A 17,675-nucleotide genomic window follows, 5' to 3' on the forward strand; every position below is an offset into this window, starting at 1 on the left:
TTACAAATAAATATTTATTTGATAGTGCATTTATTACATTATTCTCTTAATTTTATATACTTTTGCATTGAATTTATTACGCAGAAGAAATGAAACGTTTTACAAAAACTATTGTATATATATTATCAATCCATGTATTAGCTATTTTAGCATTGTCATTATTCAGACTTATAGAGTATTTCTCTCTTCATGGAATGATAACTGATAATGGAGCCGATAGATTTATGGCATTTGTCAATGGATTGTGGTTTGACAATGTAGTTACATGCTATATATCAGTGTTACCGTTGGCTGTAATATTACTATCTGCCAGTTTCAACTATTATCGCAAATGGATGTTAAAGGCTATTATGATATGGTATTCATTTTGGTTTGCAATAGTTTTTATGCCATCTGCGGCCAACACCCCATATTTTGCTTATTTCTTCAAAAATATCAATTCTAGTATTTTTGAATGGTTTGGTTATGCTTCAACTACGTCAGGAATGTTGTTGCAAGAATCGTCATATTGGCTTTATATAGCGTCTTATTTTATTGTTATTTTCTCTTTTGTATATATGCTGAAGCATCTATACGGATTTTTCTGGAAGAGGATTGACGAAAGTCATGCAGACGCTCATACTTTACCAATTGTAGCTTTGCGACTCATTGTATCTTTCGCTTTTATAGGTGGTTGTATTTTCGGCATTCGTGGTAGGATTGGATATAATCCCATAAAAATCAGCGAGGCTTATTATTGCAATGATTCGTTCCTAAATCAACTAGGTATCAATCCTGCGTTTAATCTTCTTACAAGTTCACTTGATGATATGCGCAAAGAGAATCAAGAGATCCATCTGATGCCTTATGGGGAAGCAATAACCCAGACTAGGGCTTCGCTTGGAATTACAGGCAAGATTGACAGCACGAATGTACTTTCACGAGAAATAAAGACTTGCGGACCTGCAAAGAAACACAATGTCGTAGTAATATTAATGGAGTCTATGTCAGCGAGTCTTATGCAGACATTTGGACAAAATGAACGTCTCACACCTAATCTTGATTCGTTATTTAATCATTCATTAGCCTTTACTAATTGTTATAGTGCTGGTATACATACAAACCAAGGAATGACAGCTACGCTTTATTCCTTCCCTGCCATAATGTCTAGAAACCTTATGAAAGGTACTGTTACACCACACCGTGACGGTATCCCTACTGTATTGAAAAGATATGGGTATCATAACTTGTTTTTTATGACTCATGAAGCACAGTATGATAACATGAAGGCTTTCTTTTCAACAAACGGTTACGATGATATTTACTCTCAAGAGAACTATCCTAAAGATGAAGTTGTGAATAGTTTCGGAGTAAGCGATCATTTCTTATTCAACTATTCCCTACCTATTATAAATAAAGTCGCTAAGAGCGGTAAACCTTTCTTTGCTACTCTACTTACAATTAGTAATCATCCTCCATATATTATTCCGTCTTTCTTCCATGGAAAGACTTCGAAGCCTGAAACACAGATTGTTGAATATGCAGATTGGGCTATTGGCGATTTCCTTAATAAGGCAAAAAAACAACCATGGTATAAAAACACTGTTTTCGTTATACTCGCCGACCATGGAAAGCTTGTTGGTAACAGTAATTGCGAACTGCCTGTTTCATACAATCACATTCCATTGATGATATTTGGAGCAGATGTTCCTACTATGAAGTGCAATAACCTTATGGAGCAGATAGACGTAATGCCGACTTTACTGCAACTGCTAAACATGTCGTATAAATACAATGGTTTTGGAATAAACGCAATAAAGGGTAAGCGAACTAATGCCTTTTATTCTGCTGATAATGAAATTGTAGGACGTGACGCTAAACGTTGTTACATCTACAACCCATCAATGAATAGCAGTTTCTGCTATGATGTAGCCTTAGATGGAAAGTTGCGACAGAATAAGAATATAAAGCAATTCTCATATCTTCGCAACTATGTGTTCTCAATGACTCAGACGGCGGAATACGCCACACGTCAATCTAGACTTCATTAAGAGTTTTCATAATTATTATGCCATCCACGTATATAATACTTGAAGAGCTTGCATAGTTCCTCAAATTTTCCTGTACGTATAAAGTAGACCGAATTTCTTATAATAAACTTCGTGAATATATGATGATAGTTATTATATGTATGATCTATATATCCTTGATTTCTATAAAAATAATGTGAGAATTTTTTGGGTTTTACAAGCACATTCTTGTGTGAAAAACCAGGAAACACTCGTCCCTTGCGTCCTTTTTCTGTAGGATGATAATGTATAGCTGTAGTAACAGTATGAGCGGCATACCCTGCTCGTCGCGCACGCGCTGTATATTCCTGCTCGTCACCCCAAATAAAGCATTCTTTTTTTATCAATCCTATTTTTTCAATAACATCTCGTTTTATAAAAGTACCATTAAATGGATGGATCATTACATCAAAGTCTTCATTTCCTGTTACTTCGTCAACATAAATATACCTATGACCATTAAGTGGACCGAAAGCAAATTTCTTGTGGTCATTTTTGTCAATGACTAAGGCATTAAGAAAGACGTAGCCAGTCTTTTTATTAAAAGCTAACAGTTTCTCCAATTGTTTCGAATCGGGAACACCATCGTCATCCATCATCCAAAGCCAGTCATAGCCATTATCCATCATGTATTTCATGCCTGCATAGAAACCTCCAGCACCACCAAGATTATCTTGATTAATAACTTTTATGTCTGTTTGTCCTGCCAAGTATTCGGTTGTTCCATCAGTACTCCCATTGTTAACCACAAGAATATCTAGATTCTTGTATGTTTGAGCTTTTACGTTCTGAACACAAACTTTAAGATCATTCAGGCGATTATAAGTAACAATAACATTTAAAACTTTATCAGACATTTTCCTTTATTTCATTTTTTCAATCAGTTAATGCAAATAGTAGATAACAAGCATGCATCAAGATGGATACTAGAAATCACATTGCAAAGTTACATATAAATAGTGGCTTATCCTATTTTAACGAACAAAAAAAAGAATTTAGTCCATATTAAAGATATCAATATGGACTAGAATCTAGTAGTTTTTTTAAATTTAAAAATTATATCTTAAAAATTCTATCCACATAAGGTAGCTTAATTATTATATCACATATTAAGATGATTAGCATAACAGAAACAAATAACGTTATAAAATAAACGAAATTTCCATTAATATTAAATTCTGGTCTAAATAATTCTAGGGTCGAATACAATATTGGATGCATTGCATATACAGGAAGGAACAAAGACGATAGCTTTGGAATTACCGTATTGTTAGGATTTATCTTTGTATTTATACATGCAGAAAAAACACATATTGCATATAACATACATAGTATAGAACCATAATAATATTCATCACCCATATCTTTTGGACCTATATATTGGAAAAGAGAATACAATAGACATGCCAAAAATGCTATTTTCCAATTAATCTTATGAAATAGCTCCTTATGTTGATGTATGTATCCACCTAAAAGAAAATACATAATCCAATACCACAATCTATATGTTTGTTTTATGTGATGTTCCTCGAAGTGAGAATAACAGTTTAGAATAAAAAAAATAAAACTTATGCCAACTGCAATAGATAAAAATAGTAGTAGTTTATCAGAATGAATAAGTTTATCAAGAATTGGTGAAATCAAATATATTATAATCATAGAGGCAAAATACCAGTATTGCCACATCCCTCCCTTTTGTATAAACCACTGAGTATATGTTCCAAATTTATTATAACAATCAAGATTAAGATGTCCAATAACTATTATGTCATACAAAAAAGAACCTATAACGTATATAGTTGTTGTTATAATAACAAATCTTAGAATTCCTCCTATCTTTCTCTTTGAATAATTCATATTCAGTTTCTTATTAGCTAGAATATACCCACTAACCATAAAAAACAAAGGGATTGCAATACATGCAAAACTATAATTAAGAGTTAATGCTAAAGATTTTGGTAGATTGTTGTTAAGATTAATATGCAAAGCTAATACCATAAACATAGCTATTACTTTGACTAAATCTAAAGATAGATTTCGTACTTTAAGTTTATTTTTCATTTTTACAGAATCAATAAGACAACTATAGATATTTTACTCCCTAATAGCGTCATTATTATAATTTTAAGCTGTTTTGTTAATTTTTACAAAGGTAATAAAAAAACGTATATTTTAGACATATAAATGATTTTATTTTGGTATAAACAGATTATTGCACACTTTCAATTGAGCACACACACAAGGCAATATATCTAGAAAGTTACGACAATTACTTTGGTTGGTAATTACTTATGACGAGACCCAAAAGAGCCTTATTATTATCACATAAATATGACTAAGATGTGCTTATACAGCACCGAAAAAATCACATTATTAAGGTGTTACTATATATCAACAAAAAGCCCATCGACAATAATGTCGATGGGCTTTAATATGTCTTGTCTTATATTTATAAGACTGGATTACTTAACTTCTACAGCTGCTTTAGCTGCTTCAAGTTTTCTATGGTCACGTATTTCCTTACCAGTTACAAGGTAAGCGATAGGTGAAGCTACGAATATAGAAGACAAGGTTCCGAATACAACACCAATTGACATAGCGAATGCAAATGGTTGAATACTCTTACCACCAAGCAACAATATCACGATCAAAACTATCAATGCTGTTGATGATGTATTAACTGTACGGGCAAGTGTCTGATTAATTGAATCATTGAACAATACTTGCAAGTCTTCATTAGGATGTAGTTTCAAATTCTCACGAATACGGTCGAATACCACCACCTTATCATTAATAGAATAACCAATGACGGTCAGCACCGCACCAATAAATGTCTGGTCAACCTCTAGAGAGAAAGGCATGACACCTTGCAGCAATGAGAAAATACCAACCACAGTCAAGGCATCAAATGCAAGAGCTATTGTAGAACCTACTGAGAACGCAACATTACGGAAACGCAGAAGGATATACAAGAAAATAGCAACCATCGAAATCAGCACACTGAAGATAGCGCCATAAGTAACATCCTTAGCTACAGAAGGGCCGACCTTAGAAGAACTAATTATTGAACCACCACTACGAACGTCAGGGTTCTTGAATGCCTGAAGACTCTTCTGACTTACCATTCCAGCCTTTTTCAGACCTTTATAAAGCAGTGTCTCAGCCTCATCATCAACATTAGAATTGTTAGATTCTATCTTGTAATTAGTCGAAATACGAATAGTCTTGCTATCTGTACCAAGTGATATAGCACCAGATGTACAGCCAGGGAATATACCATCAAGAACTTGAGTAACCTGCTCTGGTTGTGTAGGCTTCTCAAACTGAACAACATAGTTACGACCACCAGTAAAATCTATACCCTTTGACAAGCCACGTACAAAGAAACTTGCTGCGAACAAGACAATAGCAAGTCCAGTAAAAGTAAATGTAGTCTTATACATTGACATGAAATGGATATTTGTGCCCTGCATAAGGTTCTTACTAATACCTGTCCAGAACTTCAGCTTCATCCAACGATCATGGTTAAGCTGATATTCATAAACAAGACGTGTCAAGAATACGGCAGTAAAGAATGAACAAATAAGACCTATAATCCATGTTGTAGCAAATCCCTGAATAGGACCTGTACCGAAGATGTAAAGGATTACACCTGTAATAAGTGATGTAAGGTTAGAGTCGAAGATGGCAGAGAAAGCGTTGCTGTAACCTGCGGATACAGCCTGTTTCATGCCCTTGCCGGCTCGAAGTTCCTCTTTTATTCGTTCATATATAAGCACATTGGCATCGACCGCCGTACCGAGCGTCAGCACCATACCGGCTATACCACTCATTGTAAGTGCCGCCTGGAAGGACGTTAATATACCAAGTGTGAAGAATACGTTAACAATAAGAGCTGCATTAGCAATCATACCAGGGATGAAATTATACATGGCAACCATGTAGAAAATCAAAAGAACGAAAGCTATAACAAATGAAACAACCCCCTGTTGTATAGAAGCGGCACCCAATGTAGGGCCCACGATATCTTCCTGTACTATATGCGCAGGGGCAGGCATACGACCAGACTTCAAAGTATTAGCAAGGTCCTTTGTATCCTCGATTGTGAAGTTTCCGCTGATAGAAGACTGACCACCATCAATTTCACCATTTACACGAGGAGCTGAATATACAGCGTTATCAAGAACAATAGCAATAGCCTTACCAACGTTAGCCTTTGTCAAGGCTGCCCAACGGCGTGCACCATCAGAATTCATTGTCATTGAAACCTCAGGAGAACCTGACATATGATCAAACTGGTCACTTGCATCTGTTACAACATCACCCTCAAGTGGTGCACGACCTGTAGTCGTAGTAACCTTCAAGGCATGAAGTTCAAATACATTCTTTGCCTGAATACCGTCTGCAGGTTTAGCACTCCAAAGGAGTTTAAGATCTGATGGTAATACCTGCTTTGCAGCAGCACTATGAATTACTCTATTTACAGCAGCTGTATCACGTACGCTTGCATATCCAACAACACTAAGAGAATTCTGTCCTGTTGTCTGCAACATAGCAAGCAATGGATGCATTTTCTTTGCAGCGTCAATCTGTGCTCTGCTTGCCTCAGATGCATCATCCTTAGCAGCACCCTTAATCTTAAATTTAGGTTGAGCTGTTGCGACAGCTTTCTTAGGAGCAGCCTTCTTTACAGTTGCAGTATCAGCGTCACCACCGTTTGCAAGACGAGAATCAAGCTGTGTCAGATAAGGGATAACCTCACTGGCATTATATGTCTCCCAGAATTCTAGGTTTGCACTACCTTGAAGTAGCTTACGCATACGTTCAGGTTCCTTTATACCTGGCATTTCAACCATGATACGACCTGCCTGACCTTCAAGTTTCTGAATATTAGGCTGAACAACGCCAAACTTATCAATACGAGTACGAACTACATTGAATGAGTTATCTATCGCAGATTGAATATTAGCACGAAGAACCTTCTCAACTTCAGAATCAGAACTCTGTGGAGAAACCTTACCCTGCAATTGCTGAGTAGCAAAGATTTCAGCGAGATGATGCCCTGGTGCATTCTGATGATAATACTTAACGAAGAGAGAGAGAAAATCACTCTGACTAATTTCATGTTCGGCTTTAGCCTGCTTCATTGACTTAGTGAAAGCGACGTCTGTCTTGTGGTCAGCGAGAGTCTCGACAACATCAGGTACTGATATTTCCAAAACTACATTCATACCACCCTTAAGATCCAGACCCAGACCAATTTGAGTTTCCAAGCACTTCTGATAAGAGTAAATACCCAAGTACTTAACAGAATCTTTGTAATCCTGCTGTGCAATAGGGTCTTTAAGCTTTGCAGCCTCGCCGTCATAATAGCGTGTGGCGAACGAGAATGAAAGATAGAAAATGCTTGCAAGTGTCAATAGGACAGCTGTACAAATTACAATTCCTTTGTTTTGCATTTTTTATTATGTTATAAATTATTTGTTTTTCTATGTTCTCTATATAATGCACAGACTATATATAGAAGTGCAAAAATAACATTTTTTTGTCACTTTAAGAAATTTATAGCCTGTAATTATTCATTTTTTAGGGTTTTCCCCGCTTTTTTAGCCAACAAAAGATTGGATAATGGTCAGAATCTTTTATTTTACTATCAACTTTACACTCAAAAGGTTGCCAATCACTTGAGCACATAATATTGTCTATTCTCACATACATCCCACCTTCATGATAACTGAAACCTGGTCCGTTTCCACTTTCCACATAGCAATCGGTTAGGTTCTTTGATATCACATGATGGGCATACGATATAGGAGTATCGTTAAAATCCCCACAAAGAATGATACTCCTGCCAAGGTGCTTGCTCACATATCTAGCCACAGCGTCAGCCTGTGGTGCACGCTTTATTGAAGCCTCACTGAGTTTATCTACAAGATGATACGAAGCTTTCTTAGCGGCAGTTCCTTCAAGATTTCCTTTCACCATTGACTTGAAACTTGACTTATCCTCAACAGAGAGTCCAGTTGTCTCTAGATGATTATTAACAACAATAATTGTATCATTGCCTTTCTTTATCTCATAAGCCATACTGAGGTTACCCTTTGAAGGGTATTGGATGCGTTCGCGAGAAACTATTGGATATCTGCTATATATTGCAATGCAGTCACCACCAGGTCTACTCATTGCCGTATCTCTATATTGATATAGCTTATCCATCACAGAGTCAACTCTTGCCTTTCCTATCTCATTTGTTAAAGCTTCCTGCAAACACAGAATATCAGCTTTCTGTTCACGAATATATTCCAATATAGGGAACTTGCCATCAGGAAAACGTTCCCAACCGGCAAACGACCATACATTGTACGACATCACTTTTATAGCACCGTCAGGTGGGCTGCTGGGTATATTAAACGGAATATATGTGCGCAGCGGGATATAACAGAATATATAACCAAGCAATGGTATTAATATTCCAATTTTCTTAAAACACAGCCAAAAGATCAAAAAACAGAAATTCACTAGCAGAAATATTGGGAATACCAATCCAGCATTTGCCAATACTTCATGCTTCACAGGGTCTAATCTGTCGGAATAACCGATAAACAACATTATAAAAACCGTTGCCAGATTAGCTCCAGCGATGAGTTGCAGAAAGAATTTCCTTATAGAACCAAACATAATAATATTCTCAATTCTTCTTACTGTTCTCAAAAAGACAACGCTTCTCTTCAGCTGTAAGACTATCATACCCACTCTTGCGTATTTTGTCAAGTATGCGATCTATATCATCTTGTTCTGCCTTTTTGCGCGCATTGTAATCCCAGTCGCTGTTATGAGAATTATAATTTTCAGCTTCTGCATTTTTATTATGCCAAGTGCTAAACTTCTTTCCACTACCACGCTTATCCCATTTGCGCTTCAAGTTATCGAAGATTTGATTGCCTCCTGACATATTAGAACCATGATAAGCATGGCTACGCCAATATTTAATCATGAAGAAACCTACAACCATTCCACCAAGGTGAGCAATATGAGCAACACCATCACCCGTTGTAGCCAATGCAGAGAACAATTCTATACCGGCATATATCATTACAAACCATTTTGCCTTGATTGGGAAAGGAATTGGTATAATGAATAATTTCTCATTAGGAAACAACATACCAAATGCCAAAAGCACACCATAAATAGAACCAGACGCACCAACTGTAGTCCATGCGTTTAGTGCTTGTCTTGCGACCTCAGGCAAATGCATTACCGAAACACTTACATTCTGAGATGAAAGCATAAAATACAAATCACAGAACTGTGCCAATTCCTGAAAAAGTCCTGCACCAATTCCACAAGAAATGTAATAAAAAAGGAAGCGTTTTGCACCCCACGTTCTTTCAACTATCATACCAAACATCCACAAGGCAAACATATTGAAGAATATATGCGTAAAAGTGGCATGCATAAACATGTAAGTTACCAATTGATAGATATGGAAATCTGGGGCAAGAAAGAAGTGCAATCCCAGGACATCATTTAAGTCTATTGGAGAACCACCAAACAAGTTTACGGACCGGAGTACGTACATAGCAAAAAATGCCAGTACATTTATTATAAGTAAGTTCTTTGTTACCGTTGGAATGCGCATCATATTATGTAATTTCTTATAGTTCGACAAATGTTGTATAATGGTTGCAAAATTACTAAAAATATCCCTTAAACACTACTAATACACAAGGTTTACCACAAATTTTCGAAAAATAAATCACTTTTTTTGTTTTTTTGTTTGTTTTTTAAAATGAATAACTTATATTTGTCAGCACAAAAGATATTTTTATATAAATAATCATTTAATAATTCAAAGTTATGAACAAGACAGAATTAATCGAAAAGATTGCTGCAGGCGCAGGTCTGAGCAAAGCAGATGCTAAAAAGGCATTGGACGCAACAACAGCTGCAATTAAAGACGCTTTAGTTGCAGGTGATAAAATCCAGCTTGTAGGCTTCGGTACATTCAGTGTTAACGAGCGCCCTGCTCGTGAAGGTATCAACCCTGCTACAAAGGCTAAGATTCAAATTGCAGCTAAGAAGGTTGCAAAGTTCAAGGCTGGCGCAGAGCTTTCTGATGCAGTAAATAAATAATTGTAAAAGATTATTCAACATAAAAGAGCGACTCTAACGAGCCGCTCTTTTCTTTTTAATATTGTTTATCAACTTTATTTAGGTTGCTTACCAATATAAGCCAAAATTCCTCCGTCAACATACAACACGTGACCGTTTACAAAATCACTTGCATCTGAAGCAAGGAATACAGCTGGTCCCATAAGATCTTCTGGAGTACCCCAACGTGCAGCAGGAGTTTTACTTATTATAAAGGTATCAAAAGGATGATGGCTTCCATCTGGCTGCAATTCACGAAGAGGTGCTGTCTGTGGAGTTGCTATATATCCAGGACCGATACCATTACACTGTATGTTGTATTCACCAAACTCAGAACAGATATTACGTGTAAGCATCTTCAATCCTCCCTTGGCAGCAGCATAGGCACTTACAGTCTCACGTCCAAGTTCGCTCATCATTGAACATATATTGATAATCTTACCGTGTCCTTTTTTCTTCATTCCTGGAATGACTGCCTTTGAAACAATAAAAGGAGCATTAAGATCGACATCAATAACTTGGCGGAATTCCTCTACACTCATTTCGTCCATAGGAATACGCTTGATTATGCCTGCATTATTAACAAGAATATCAACAGTGCCAAGTTCTTTTTCAATCTCAGAAACAAGATTCTTCACCTGCGCTTCATCAGTAACGTCAGCGATATATCCTTTAGCATCAATACCTTTTGCTTTATAATCAGCCATTGCCTGATCAAGGTGTTTCTGACTGCGGCAGTTGAACGCAACTTTAGCTCCTGCCTTAGCATAAGCTTCAGCAATAGCGAATCCAATACCATAAGCAGCACCTGTTACCAATGCTACCTTACCTTCCAAAGAAAAGTTTTTTGAAAATGTATCCATTATCTTTTGTTTTACTATTAAGTTATCAGAGTAGTCTGATGCAAAAATACAAAATTAATTTGAAAAGACCTATTTTTCAACATTTATCTTTCACATGAAATGTATAATATCAGTGACTACAGAAACAATTCTTCTTGTTCCACATGCCATCCGTGTTAGTATTCTAATTACATGTAAGGCTGAAGAAAAACAGAGTCTGACTGGAATACATTCCAGCCAGACTTGGTATTGTACTTGGATTATAATTCAAACTTATAACCAACAGTAAACAATAAGGTTCTATTTTTAGAGGTAGAACTGAAGTCGCTATTCCATCCTGCATCTCCATCCTTACGCAAATCGGTTACACCAATATTGTATCTCAGATCAGCAACAATATTCTTGTATTCATAGCTTACGCCTACAGGTACAGAAAGAGAGAATGATTTTATCTCTACACCACTACGAACTACTGATACCGATGGATCATGATAGCTTATTACAACATCACAACTCGTTTTCTTGCTAACTGCTAATTCTGGCTGCAGACCCGCTTTTACGGCAAGACCTTTCCATATATATACATTAGCCAAAATTGGCATTGTAATACAGTTAAGATTAACCTTTAAATTATCATTAATTGCAACTTTAACTCCTCCTTTTGAAGTATATGAATAACCTTTTGTGTCGTAGCTTGCACCTTGTTGAGTGTAGAATACTCCTAAAGAAAGACCGATGATTTTAGAGAATTGATACTGCGTTTCTACACCAGCGGTAAATCCAAATTTGTTTTTGCTTTCATTAAATCCAATAGCACCCATTTCTGGGAAATTTTCTTCTGATAAAGTGTGAAAAACACCAGATTCACTAGGTGACATTTGAGTGCTTATTGCGTAAGCTACAGTAAGTGGCATTTTACCAGAGAAGTTACTTGCGGTTACACCAATTTTTGGTGTAATAGAGAATGTACCTGCCTTTTGCTGAGCACATACACTTGAAGCAGTCATAAGCAATGCTGCTAAAAACATTAATTGTTTTTTCATTGGTTTAATATAATAAATATTTGTTGGTTTTCACATATTGTATACTTGTCAAATTGTTACAAATATGGTTATTGTGACATAATCACTTTCGCTTTTTGGAGTATTTACATGCCTTATCAGAAAAGGTAAATCCATCTGTTTTTTATGACTAGCGGTTAATATCGCACATTTGTGTACTAAATAAAAAATCCGCAAATCCTTTTTATATATTAGGAATCGCGGATTTTTATGTTGTCCCAGGCGGATTCGAACCACCACTGACAGAACCAAAAACTGTAGTGCTACCATTACACCATGGGACAATCAATATAAATTGTTTCCAATTTCGGGTGCAAAGGTAATGGATTTTTCATCCACTACCAAATTTTTAAGCGTTTACTTTACAATAATTAAGTAATAATTCTTCTTACCGCGCTGTACAAGGAGGTATTTTCCATCAATAAGATCATCTGAAGTTATCACCTGATCAAAAGCCGCAACCTTCTCTTTATTCAAGTTCACGCCACCGCCTTTTACCAGTTTGCGCATTTCACTCTTACTTGGAAATATCTCCATACCGTCCTGGTTAAACAGGTCTACAGCTGTCCCACCAAGCAAAGACTTGTCGATTGTGTAATGCGGAACATCCTTAAATACATCATTAAGAGTAGCCTCATCAAGTGTTGAAAGACTGTCTTTTGTAGCCTTACCAAAAAGAATATTACTTGCTGCAATGGCCATTTCAAGGTCTTCCTTTGAATGAACCATAACTGTAACTTCCTCTGCAAGACGCTTCTGAAGAATACGTCTGCTAGGATCCTGCTTGTGCTCTTCAACAAGAGCATCGATCACATCCTTTTCAAGACTTGTGAATATCTTTATATACCTTTCAGCATCATCATCGCTTACATTCAACCAGAACTGATAGAATGCGTAAGGAGTAGTACGGTTACGGTCAAGCCAGATATTACCACTCTCTGTCTTACCGAATTTCTTTCCATCAGCCTTTGTTATCAAAGGACATGTAAGACAAAAAGCCTCAGACTCACTCCCAAGAGTGCGACGTATCAGCTCTGTTCCTGTTGTCATATTGCCCCACTGGTCGTTACCACCAAGTTGCAATCTTACACCGTATTTCTGATATTGATAAAGGAAGTCATAACCTTGAAGTAACTGATAAGTGAACTCCGTGAAAGACAAACCGTCACGAGCCTCACCATTAAGACGCTTCTGCACTGAGTCCTTAGCCATCATGTAATTAACAGTGATATGCTTTCCTACCTCACGAACGAAATCAAGGAAAGAAAAATCCTTCATCCAATCGTAGTTATTAACAAGTTCTGCCTTGTTTGGAGCATCACCGTCAAAATCCAAGAACTTAGATACCTGCTGCTTTATAGCCTCCTGGTTATGATATAATGTCTCAGAATCCAAAAGATTACGTTCCTGGCTCTTGCCTGAAGGATCACCAATCATACCGGTAGCACCACCTACAAGAAGATATGGCTTATGACCACAACGCTGCAAATGACTAAGCATCATGATGCCACAAAGGTGACCAATATGCAAAGAGTCTGCCGTTGGGTCCGTACCCAAATAAGCCGACACCATGTGCGACTGTAAATATTCCTCTGTACCCGGCATAATCTGAGCGAGCATACCACGCCATTTCAGTTCTTCAACAAAGTTTTTTGACATTATTATATTATTCCAATTAAAAGACGAACAAATATTCTCGCCTAATTATTAATTATATTACTGGGGCCCGTTACAGGAAACTTACGGCACCGGATCATACCCGCTACCACCCCAAGGATTACATCTTAATATTCTCCATATAGCCAACCCCATCCCTTTTATTGGTCCATGCTTTAGAATTGCCTGCCGCGCATACTCAGAGCATGTGGGAGTAAACCTACAAGAAGGTGGAGTATAAGGAGTTATGAATTTCTGATAAAACAATATTGGCAATACGAGGATCCACACAATGGCTCTCGACACATGATGCAATATGTTTATTAGTAATTTCATATTTTCTCGCTAATGCGTTGAATAAGATTTTTCATCTTAGCTTCTACAACAGCTGTATCATATAATTTTGAATCAAGCCATATAAAAGCCATCACCAAACGACATCCATCTGCCACCTTTTCAGACACGAGAACACGATTTCTTCTGTAAGCCTCCCTCACCTGTCTTTTCACACGATTGCGCTTTACAGCACGTTTAAAGCATTTTTTAGGTACACTGACAAGAATCTGAGTATTTGGCTCATCGTTAGCTACATCATCAGGCTGCAAGTACATATAGACTACCCTTAGCGGGTAAGCAGACATAGAATGACTTTTGCCCCCATTAAAGAGTCGGTCTATTAGCAACTTACTACAAACACGCTCTTGCTTAGTCAGATTTTCAGCTTGGGATGCCGACATTACTTTTTGTTTTTCTCAAGAAAAGCCTTTAGTGCACCTGTCATTGAAGGATAATCCTTATTAGGTGCCATGAGGTCAAGATTCAAGCCTTGAGCTTCCACTTCCTTAGCAGTAGCAGGACCAAAGGCTCCAATCTTAATATCGCTCTGGTTAAAATCAGGGAAGTTTTTCTTTAAAGCCTTAACACCTGTTGGACTAAAGAAGATCATCATATTATAATCAAAGTTCTGCTTTTCCTCATCCGTAAAATCATTGCTCACAGTACGATACATCGTACAAATGGTATGCTTAAGATTTTTGGCATCAAGCATATCCTTAATGTCATCATTATGGACATTACTTAGGGGAACAAGGAAATTCTCCGTCTTATGTTTAAGCATAAGTGGCAACAGACCATCAATTTTGCCTGTAGTGCCAAAGAAAATTTTTCGCTTACGATACTGCACGTATTTCTGGATATAAAGTGCAACCGTCTCAATAAGACAAAAGTACTTCATATCTTCAGGAATAGTAACACGCAACTCTTTAGCTAGCTTAAAATAATTGTCTATAGCATGGCGCGATGTAAAGACAACTGCTGTATGAGCAAGCAAACTAACTTTCTGTTCACGGAATTCTCTTGAAGAGATACCCTCTATTTTGAAAAACGGACGGAAATCCAATTCCACGCCAAACTGGTTTGCGATGTCATAATATGGTGACTTTTCGCTTGTTGGCTTAGGCTGAGAGATCAGAATCTTCTTAATCATTATGTCCTAAAAATTTATTTTCAAATAACCATTTATAGCTGTCAATACTCCCCATAATGTGAGTAAAGGCATTACTTCGAGTGCACAAAAGTACAAAATATCTTGCAAATAGGCGCCTTTTTGCCTGAAAAAGATTATATATGTCTTGTATAAGGACAGTAATTTTAATAAAATCACCACTAGAGCCGTATAAACAAATGCCGTTTTCAATGCAAGTCCAAAATATACAACTAACATCACGACAGGAAACACCAATAATCCTTCGACAGAATTTATAAATAAAAATGATTTAATCCATTGTTCATTTGTCTTTTTGTCAAAGAATGTGAGGTTGACTATCGTATAAGCAACTAGCTTTAATAGGAAATACACCAGTATGACTCCCGAGAAGAAGCCCACGACCTTATATTGCTCAACTATGAACGTATCACTGACAACAGAACGCGCATAGAGGAAGAATAACAAAGAAAACTGAAGACACGTCTGCAGCATTAAAAAGAACTGAAAACGTAGTTCACCAGATGTTTCTGTTATCGTGGTTGTTTCACCATGCTGAACATAAAAGAAGTTTTTCGCCTGGCGCACAATGAATTTGTGAGATTGAGCAAAAGCCACCATTGCCAATATAAAACAAGCAAGTAATATTCCTGTTATCAGGTTATCACCGGCTATAGTATAAGGCACAGGGTCACCGGCAACACCAAGCCTTCCTCCAGACAACTCTGGATGAAACCAAGGTGATTTCGAGAAAAACGATTCCTTATAGTATTTAGGTAAGTTTACATCACGCCAGCTCTTGCCAACAGGTTGTCCCGGAAGGTGTAATGTATCAGGCATTGCACTCCAATGAATATCACTGGGTTTTATGTTAGCCTGAATAGCAGAATCCTGCTGCTCGGGCGTAGCATTCTTAGGCAACCAACTGATTATCTGCGCTGGTGTAGGTTGCTTTTTCACATGCTGAATTCCAACTAAGGTCTTCTGCTGTGCATCTGCATTTACTATGGAGTCTTCTTGCTGTATCATATAAAAAAGGACGGGTCTGAAATCCTCCCGTCCCCTCTTTATGGTTTTAATTAAATATTAAACGCTTTCTTAATTTCATCCACACGATCTAGCTTCTCCCATGTAAAGAGTTCCACTTCAACCGTTTTTGTCTCGTGATATCTACTAGTGAATGTCTTTGTCACTGTTTCGTTTTTCCTTCCCATGTGACCGTAAGCTGCTGTTTCAAGGTAAATAGGCTGACGCAATTTAAATATGCGTTCTATTGCCTTTGGACGAAGGTCAAACATCTGTTTAATCTTCTCAGCAATCTCACCATCAGACATCTTAACATTGCTGCGACCGTATGTATCTACATAAATACTTACAGGTTGTGCCACACCAATTGCATAAGCCAACTGAACAAGCATTTCATCAGCAACACCTGCCGCAACCATATTCTTTGCTATATATCGTGCCGCATAAGCTGCAGAGCGGTCTACCTTTGAAGGATCTTTTCCTGAGAAAGCGCCACCACCATGAGCACCCTTACCACCATAAGTATCAACAATTATCTTACGGCCTGTAAGTCCAGTATCACCATGAGGACCGCCAATAACAAACTTTCCTGTAGGGTTAACGAAATATTTAATATCATCATTAAACAAAGCAAGCACCTTGTCACCAAGTTTTGCCTTTACTTGCGGAATGAGAATATTTATCACATCTTCCTTGATTTTGGCAAGCATTGTATCGTCATCATCATCAAACTGGTCATGCTGTGTACTCACAACAATTGTATCAATGCCCAAAGGTACATTCTCGTCACTGTATTTTATCGTAACCTGACTCTTTGAGTCTGGACGCAGATATGTCATCACTTTACCTTCCTTGCGTATTTCGGCAAGCGTACTCATAAGAAGATGAGACAGATATAGAGATACAGGCATATAATCCTCGGTTTCATTTGAAGCATATCCAAACATCATACCTTGGTCGCCAGCTCCTTGATTTTCCTCGTCGGCACGGCTTACACCACGATTAATGTCATCACTCTGCTCGTGAATAGCGGTAAGAATACCACAAGAATCACCATCAAACTGATACTCGGCCTTTGTATATCCGATATTTTTTATAGTATTGCGCGCAATTGTCTGCAAATCAATGTATTCTTTAGAGCGCACTTCACCCATTATGATTACCTGTCCGGTAGTACAGAATGTCTCTATCGCACAATGAGAATTCTCATCATACGCAAGGAACTGATCAAGTAAGGCATCTGATATCTGATCTGAAACTTTATCAGGATGTCCTTCTGAAACTGATTCTGAAGAAAATAAATAAGGCATATATCTTAATCCTTTCTTTTAAATATACATTAAAAACTTTTAGGCTGCAAAGTTACAGTTATTTCGCTGAATATCAAAGAAAAACCACTCCTTTTATA

15 protein-coding genes and 1 tRNA gene are annotated in these 17,675 nt (G+C 37.2%); 2 read left to right on the forward strand and 14 right to left on the reverse strand.

The genetic code is table 11. From position 1 onward, the window contains the following. Positions 1–89: 89 nt before the first annotated feature. Entirely contained in the window at positions 90–2,030 is a 1,941-nt protein-coding gene (locus HEQ28_RS09570; protein ID WP_434502007.1) for an LTA synthase family protein, read from the forward strand. On the opposite strand, the gene HEQ28_RS09575 is transcribed toward HEQ28_RS09570, so the two are convergent. The 5 genes from HEQ28_RS09575 to HEQ28_RS09595 form a co-directional block, all read right to left on the reverse strand. Beyond that, a complete protein-coding gene (locus HEQ28_RS09575; RefSeq protein ID WP_434502008.1) occupies positions 2,027–2,905 on the reverse strand; it encodes a glycosyltransferase in 879 nt (292 codons plus the stop codon). The genes HEQ28_RS09570 and HEQ28_RS09575 overlap by 4 nt on opposite strands. A gap of 199 nt (positions 2,906–3,104) precedes the next feature. Beyond that, positions 3,105–4,109 (reverse strand): acyltransferase, encoded by a 1,005-nt coding sequence (locus tag HEQ28_RS09580; RefSeq protein WP_434502009.1) that lies wholly within the window; start codon positions 4,107–4,109, stop codon positions 3,105–3,107. Positions 4,110–4,510: 401 nt separating this feature from the next. Then, entirely contained in the window at positions 4,511–7,507 is a 2,997-nt protein-coding gene (secDF, locus tag HEQ28_RS09585) for a protein translocase subunit SecDF (protein ID WP_434502010.1), read from the reverse strand. A 127-nt stretch (positions 7,508–7,634) separates the two neighbouring features. Further along, a complete protein-coding gene (locus HEQ28_RS09590; RefSeq protein ID WP_434504452.1) occupies positions 7,635–8,726 on the reverse strand; it encodes an endonuclease/exonuclease/phosphatase family protein in 1,092 nt (363 codons plus the stop codon). 10 nt (positions 8,727–8,736) lie between these two features. Beyond that, on the reverse strand, positions 8,737–9,690 hold the full coding sequence (locus tag HEQ28_RS09595) for a rhomboid family intramembrane serine protease (RefSeq protein ID WP_434502011.1): 954 nt from the start codon (positions 9,688–9,690) through the stop codon (positions 8,737–8,739). 215 nt (positions 9,691–9,905) lie between these two features. Here HEQ28_RS09595 and HEQ28_RS09600 point away from each other — a divergent pair, with 215 nt between their 5' ends. Then, positions 9,906–10,181: an HU family DNA-binding protein gene (locus HEQ28_RS09600; protein WP_434502012.1), complete on the forward strand. Its 276-nt coding sequence runs from the start codon at positions 9,906–9,908 to the stop codon at positions 10,179–10,181. Positions 10,182–10,255: 74 nt separating this feature from the next. Here the strand turns inward: HEQ28_RS09600 and HEQ28_RS09605 are convergent, their stop codons facing one another. The 9 genes from HEQ28_RS09605 to metK all read right to left on the reverse strand — a co-directional run bounded on the left by HEQ28_RS09605 (position 10,256) and on the right by metK (position 17,577). Continuing rightward, positions 10,256–11,062 carry a gluconate 5-dehydrogenase gene (locus HEQ28_RS09605; RefSeq protein ID WP_434502013.1) on the reverse strand — a complete coding sequence of 269 codons (807 nt, stop codon included), beginning with the start codon at positions 11,060–11,062 and terminating at the stop codon, positions 10,256–10,258. 239 nt (positions 11,063–11,301) lie between these two features. Next, entirely contained in the window at positions 11,302–12,084 is a 783-nt protein-coding gene (locus tag HEQ28_RS09610) for a porin family protein (RefSeq protein ID WP_434502014.1), read from the reverse strand. Between the two features lie 231 nt (positions 12,085–12,315). Continuing rightward, positions 12,316–12,386, reverse strand: a tRNA-Gln gene (locus tag HEQ28_RS09615). 73 nt (positions 12,387–12,459) lie between these two features. Further along, positions 12,460–13,761, reverse strand: a complete 1,302-nt coding sequence (tyrS, locus tag HEQ28_RS09620) for a tyrosine--tRNA ligase (protein WP_434502015.1) — start codon at positions 13,759–13,761, stop codon at positions 12,460–12,462. Positions 13,762–13,842: 81 nt separating this feature from the next. Continuing rightward, positions 13,843–14,094 carry a membrane protein insertion efficiency factor YidD gene (gene yidD, locus HEQ28_RS09625; protein ID WP_081618627.1) on the reverse strand — a complete coding sequence of 84 codons (252 nt, stop codon included), beginning with the start codon at positions 14,092–14,094 and terminating at the stop codon, positions 13,843–13,845. Then, positions 14,091–14,495, reverse strand: coding sequence for a ribonuclease P protein component (rnpA, locus tag HEQ28_RS09630; protein WP_434502016.1), 405 nt, complete (start codon positions 14,493–14,495; stop codon positions 14,091–14,093). Before rnpA ends, yidD begins: the two co-directional genes overlap by 4 nt. Then, the gene (locus HEQ28_RS09635) at positions 14,495–15,244 is read right to left on the reverse strand and encodes a uroporphyrinogen-III synthase (protein WP_434502017.1); all 750 of its coding nucleotides are present in this window, start codon (positions 15,242–15,244) and stop codon (positions 14,495–14,497) included. The genes rnpA and HEQ28_RS09635 overlap by 1 nt, the downstream gene beginning before the upstream one ends. 6 nt (positions 15,245–15,250) lie before the next feature. After that, a complete protein-coding gene (locus tag HEQ28_RS09640; RefSeq protein WP_434502018.1) occupies positions 15,251–16,270 on the reverse strand; it encodes a DUF4271 domain-containing protein in 1,020 nt (339 codons plus the stop codon). 50 nt (positions 16,271–16,320) lie between these two features. Then, positions 16,321–17,577, reverse strand: coding sequence for a methionine adenosyltransferase (gene metK, locus HEQ28_RS09645; protein WP_434502019.1), 1,257 nt, complete (start codon positions 17,575–17,577; stop codon positions 16,321–16,323). Between the last annotated feature and the right edge of the window lie 98 nt (positions 17,578–17,675).

The sequence above is a fragment of the Prevotella sp. genome, from assembly GCF_051059605.1.
Lineage (GTDB): Bacteria > Bacteroidota > Bacteroidia > Bacteroidales > Bacteroidaceae > Prevotella.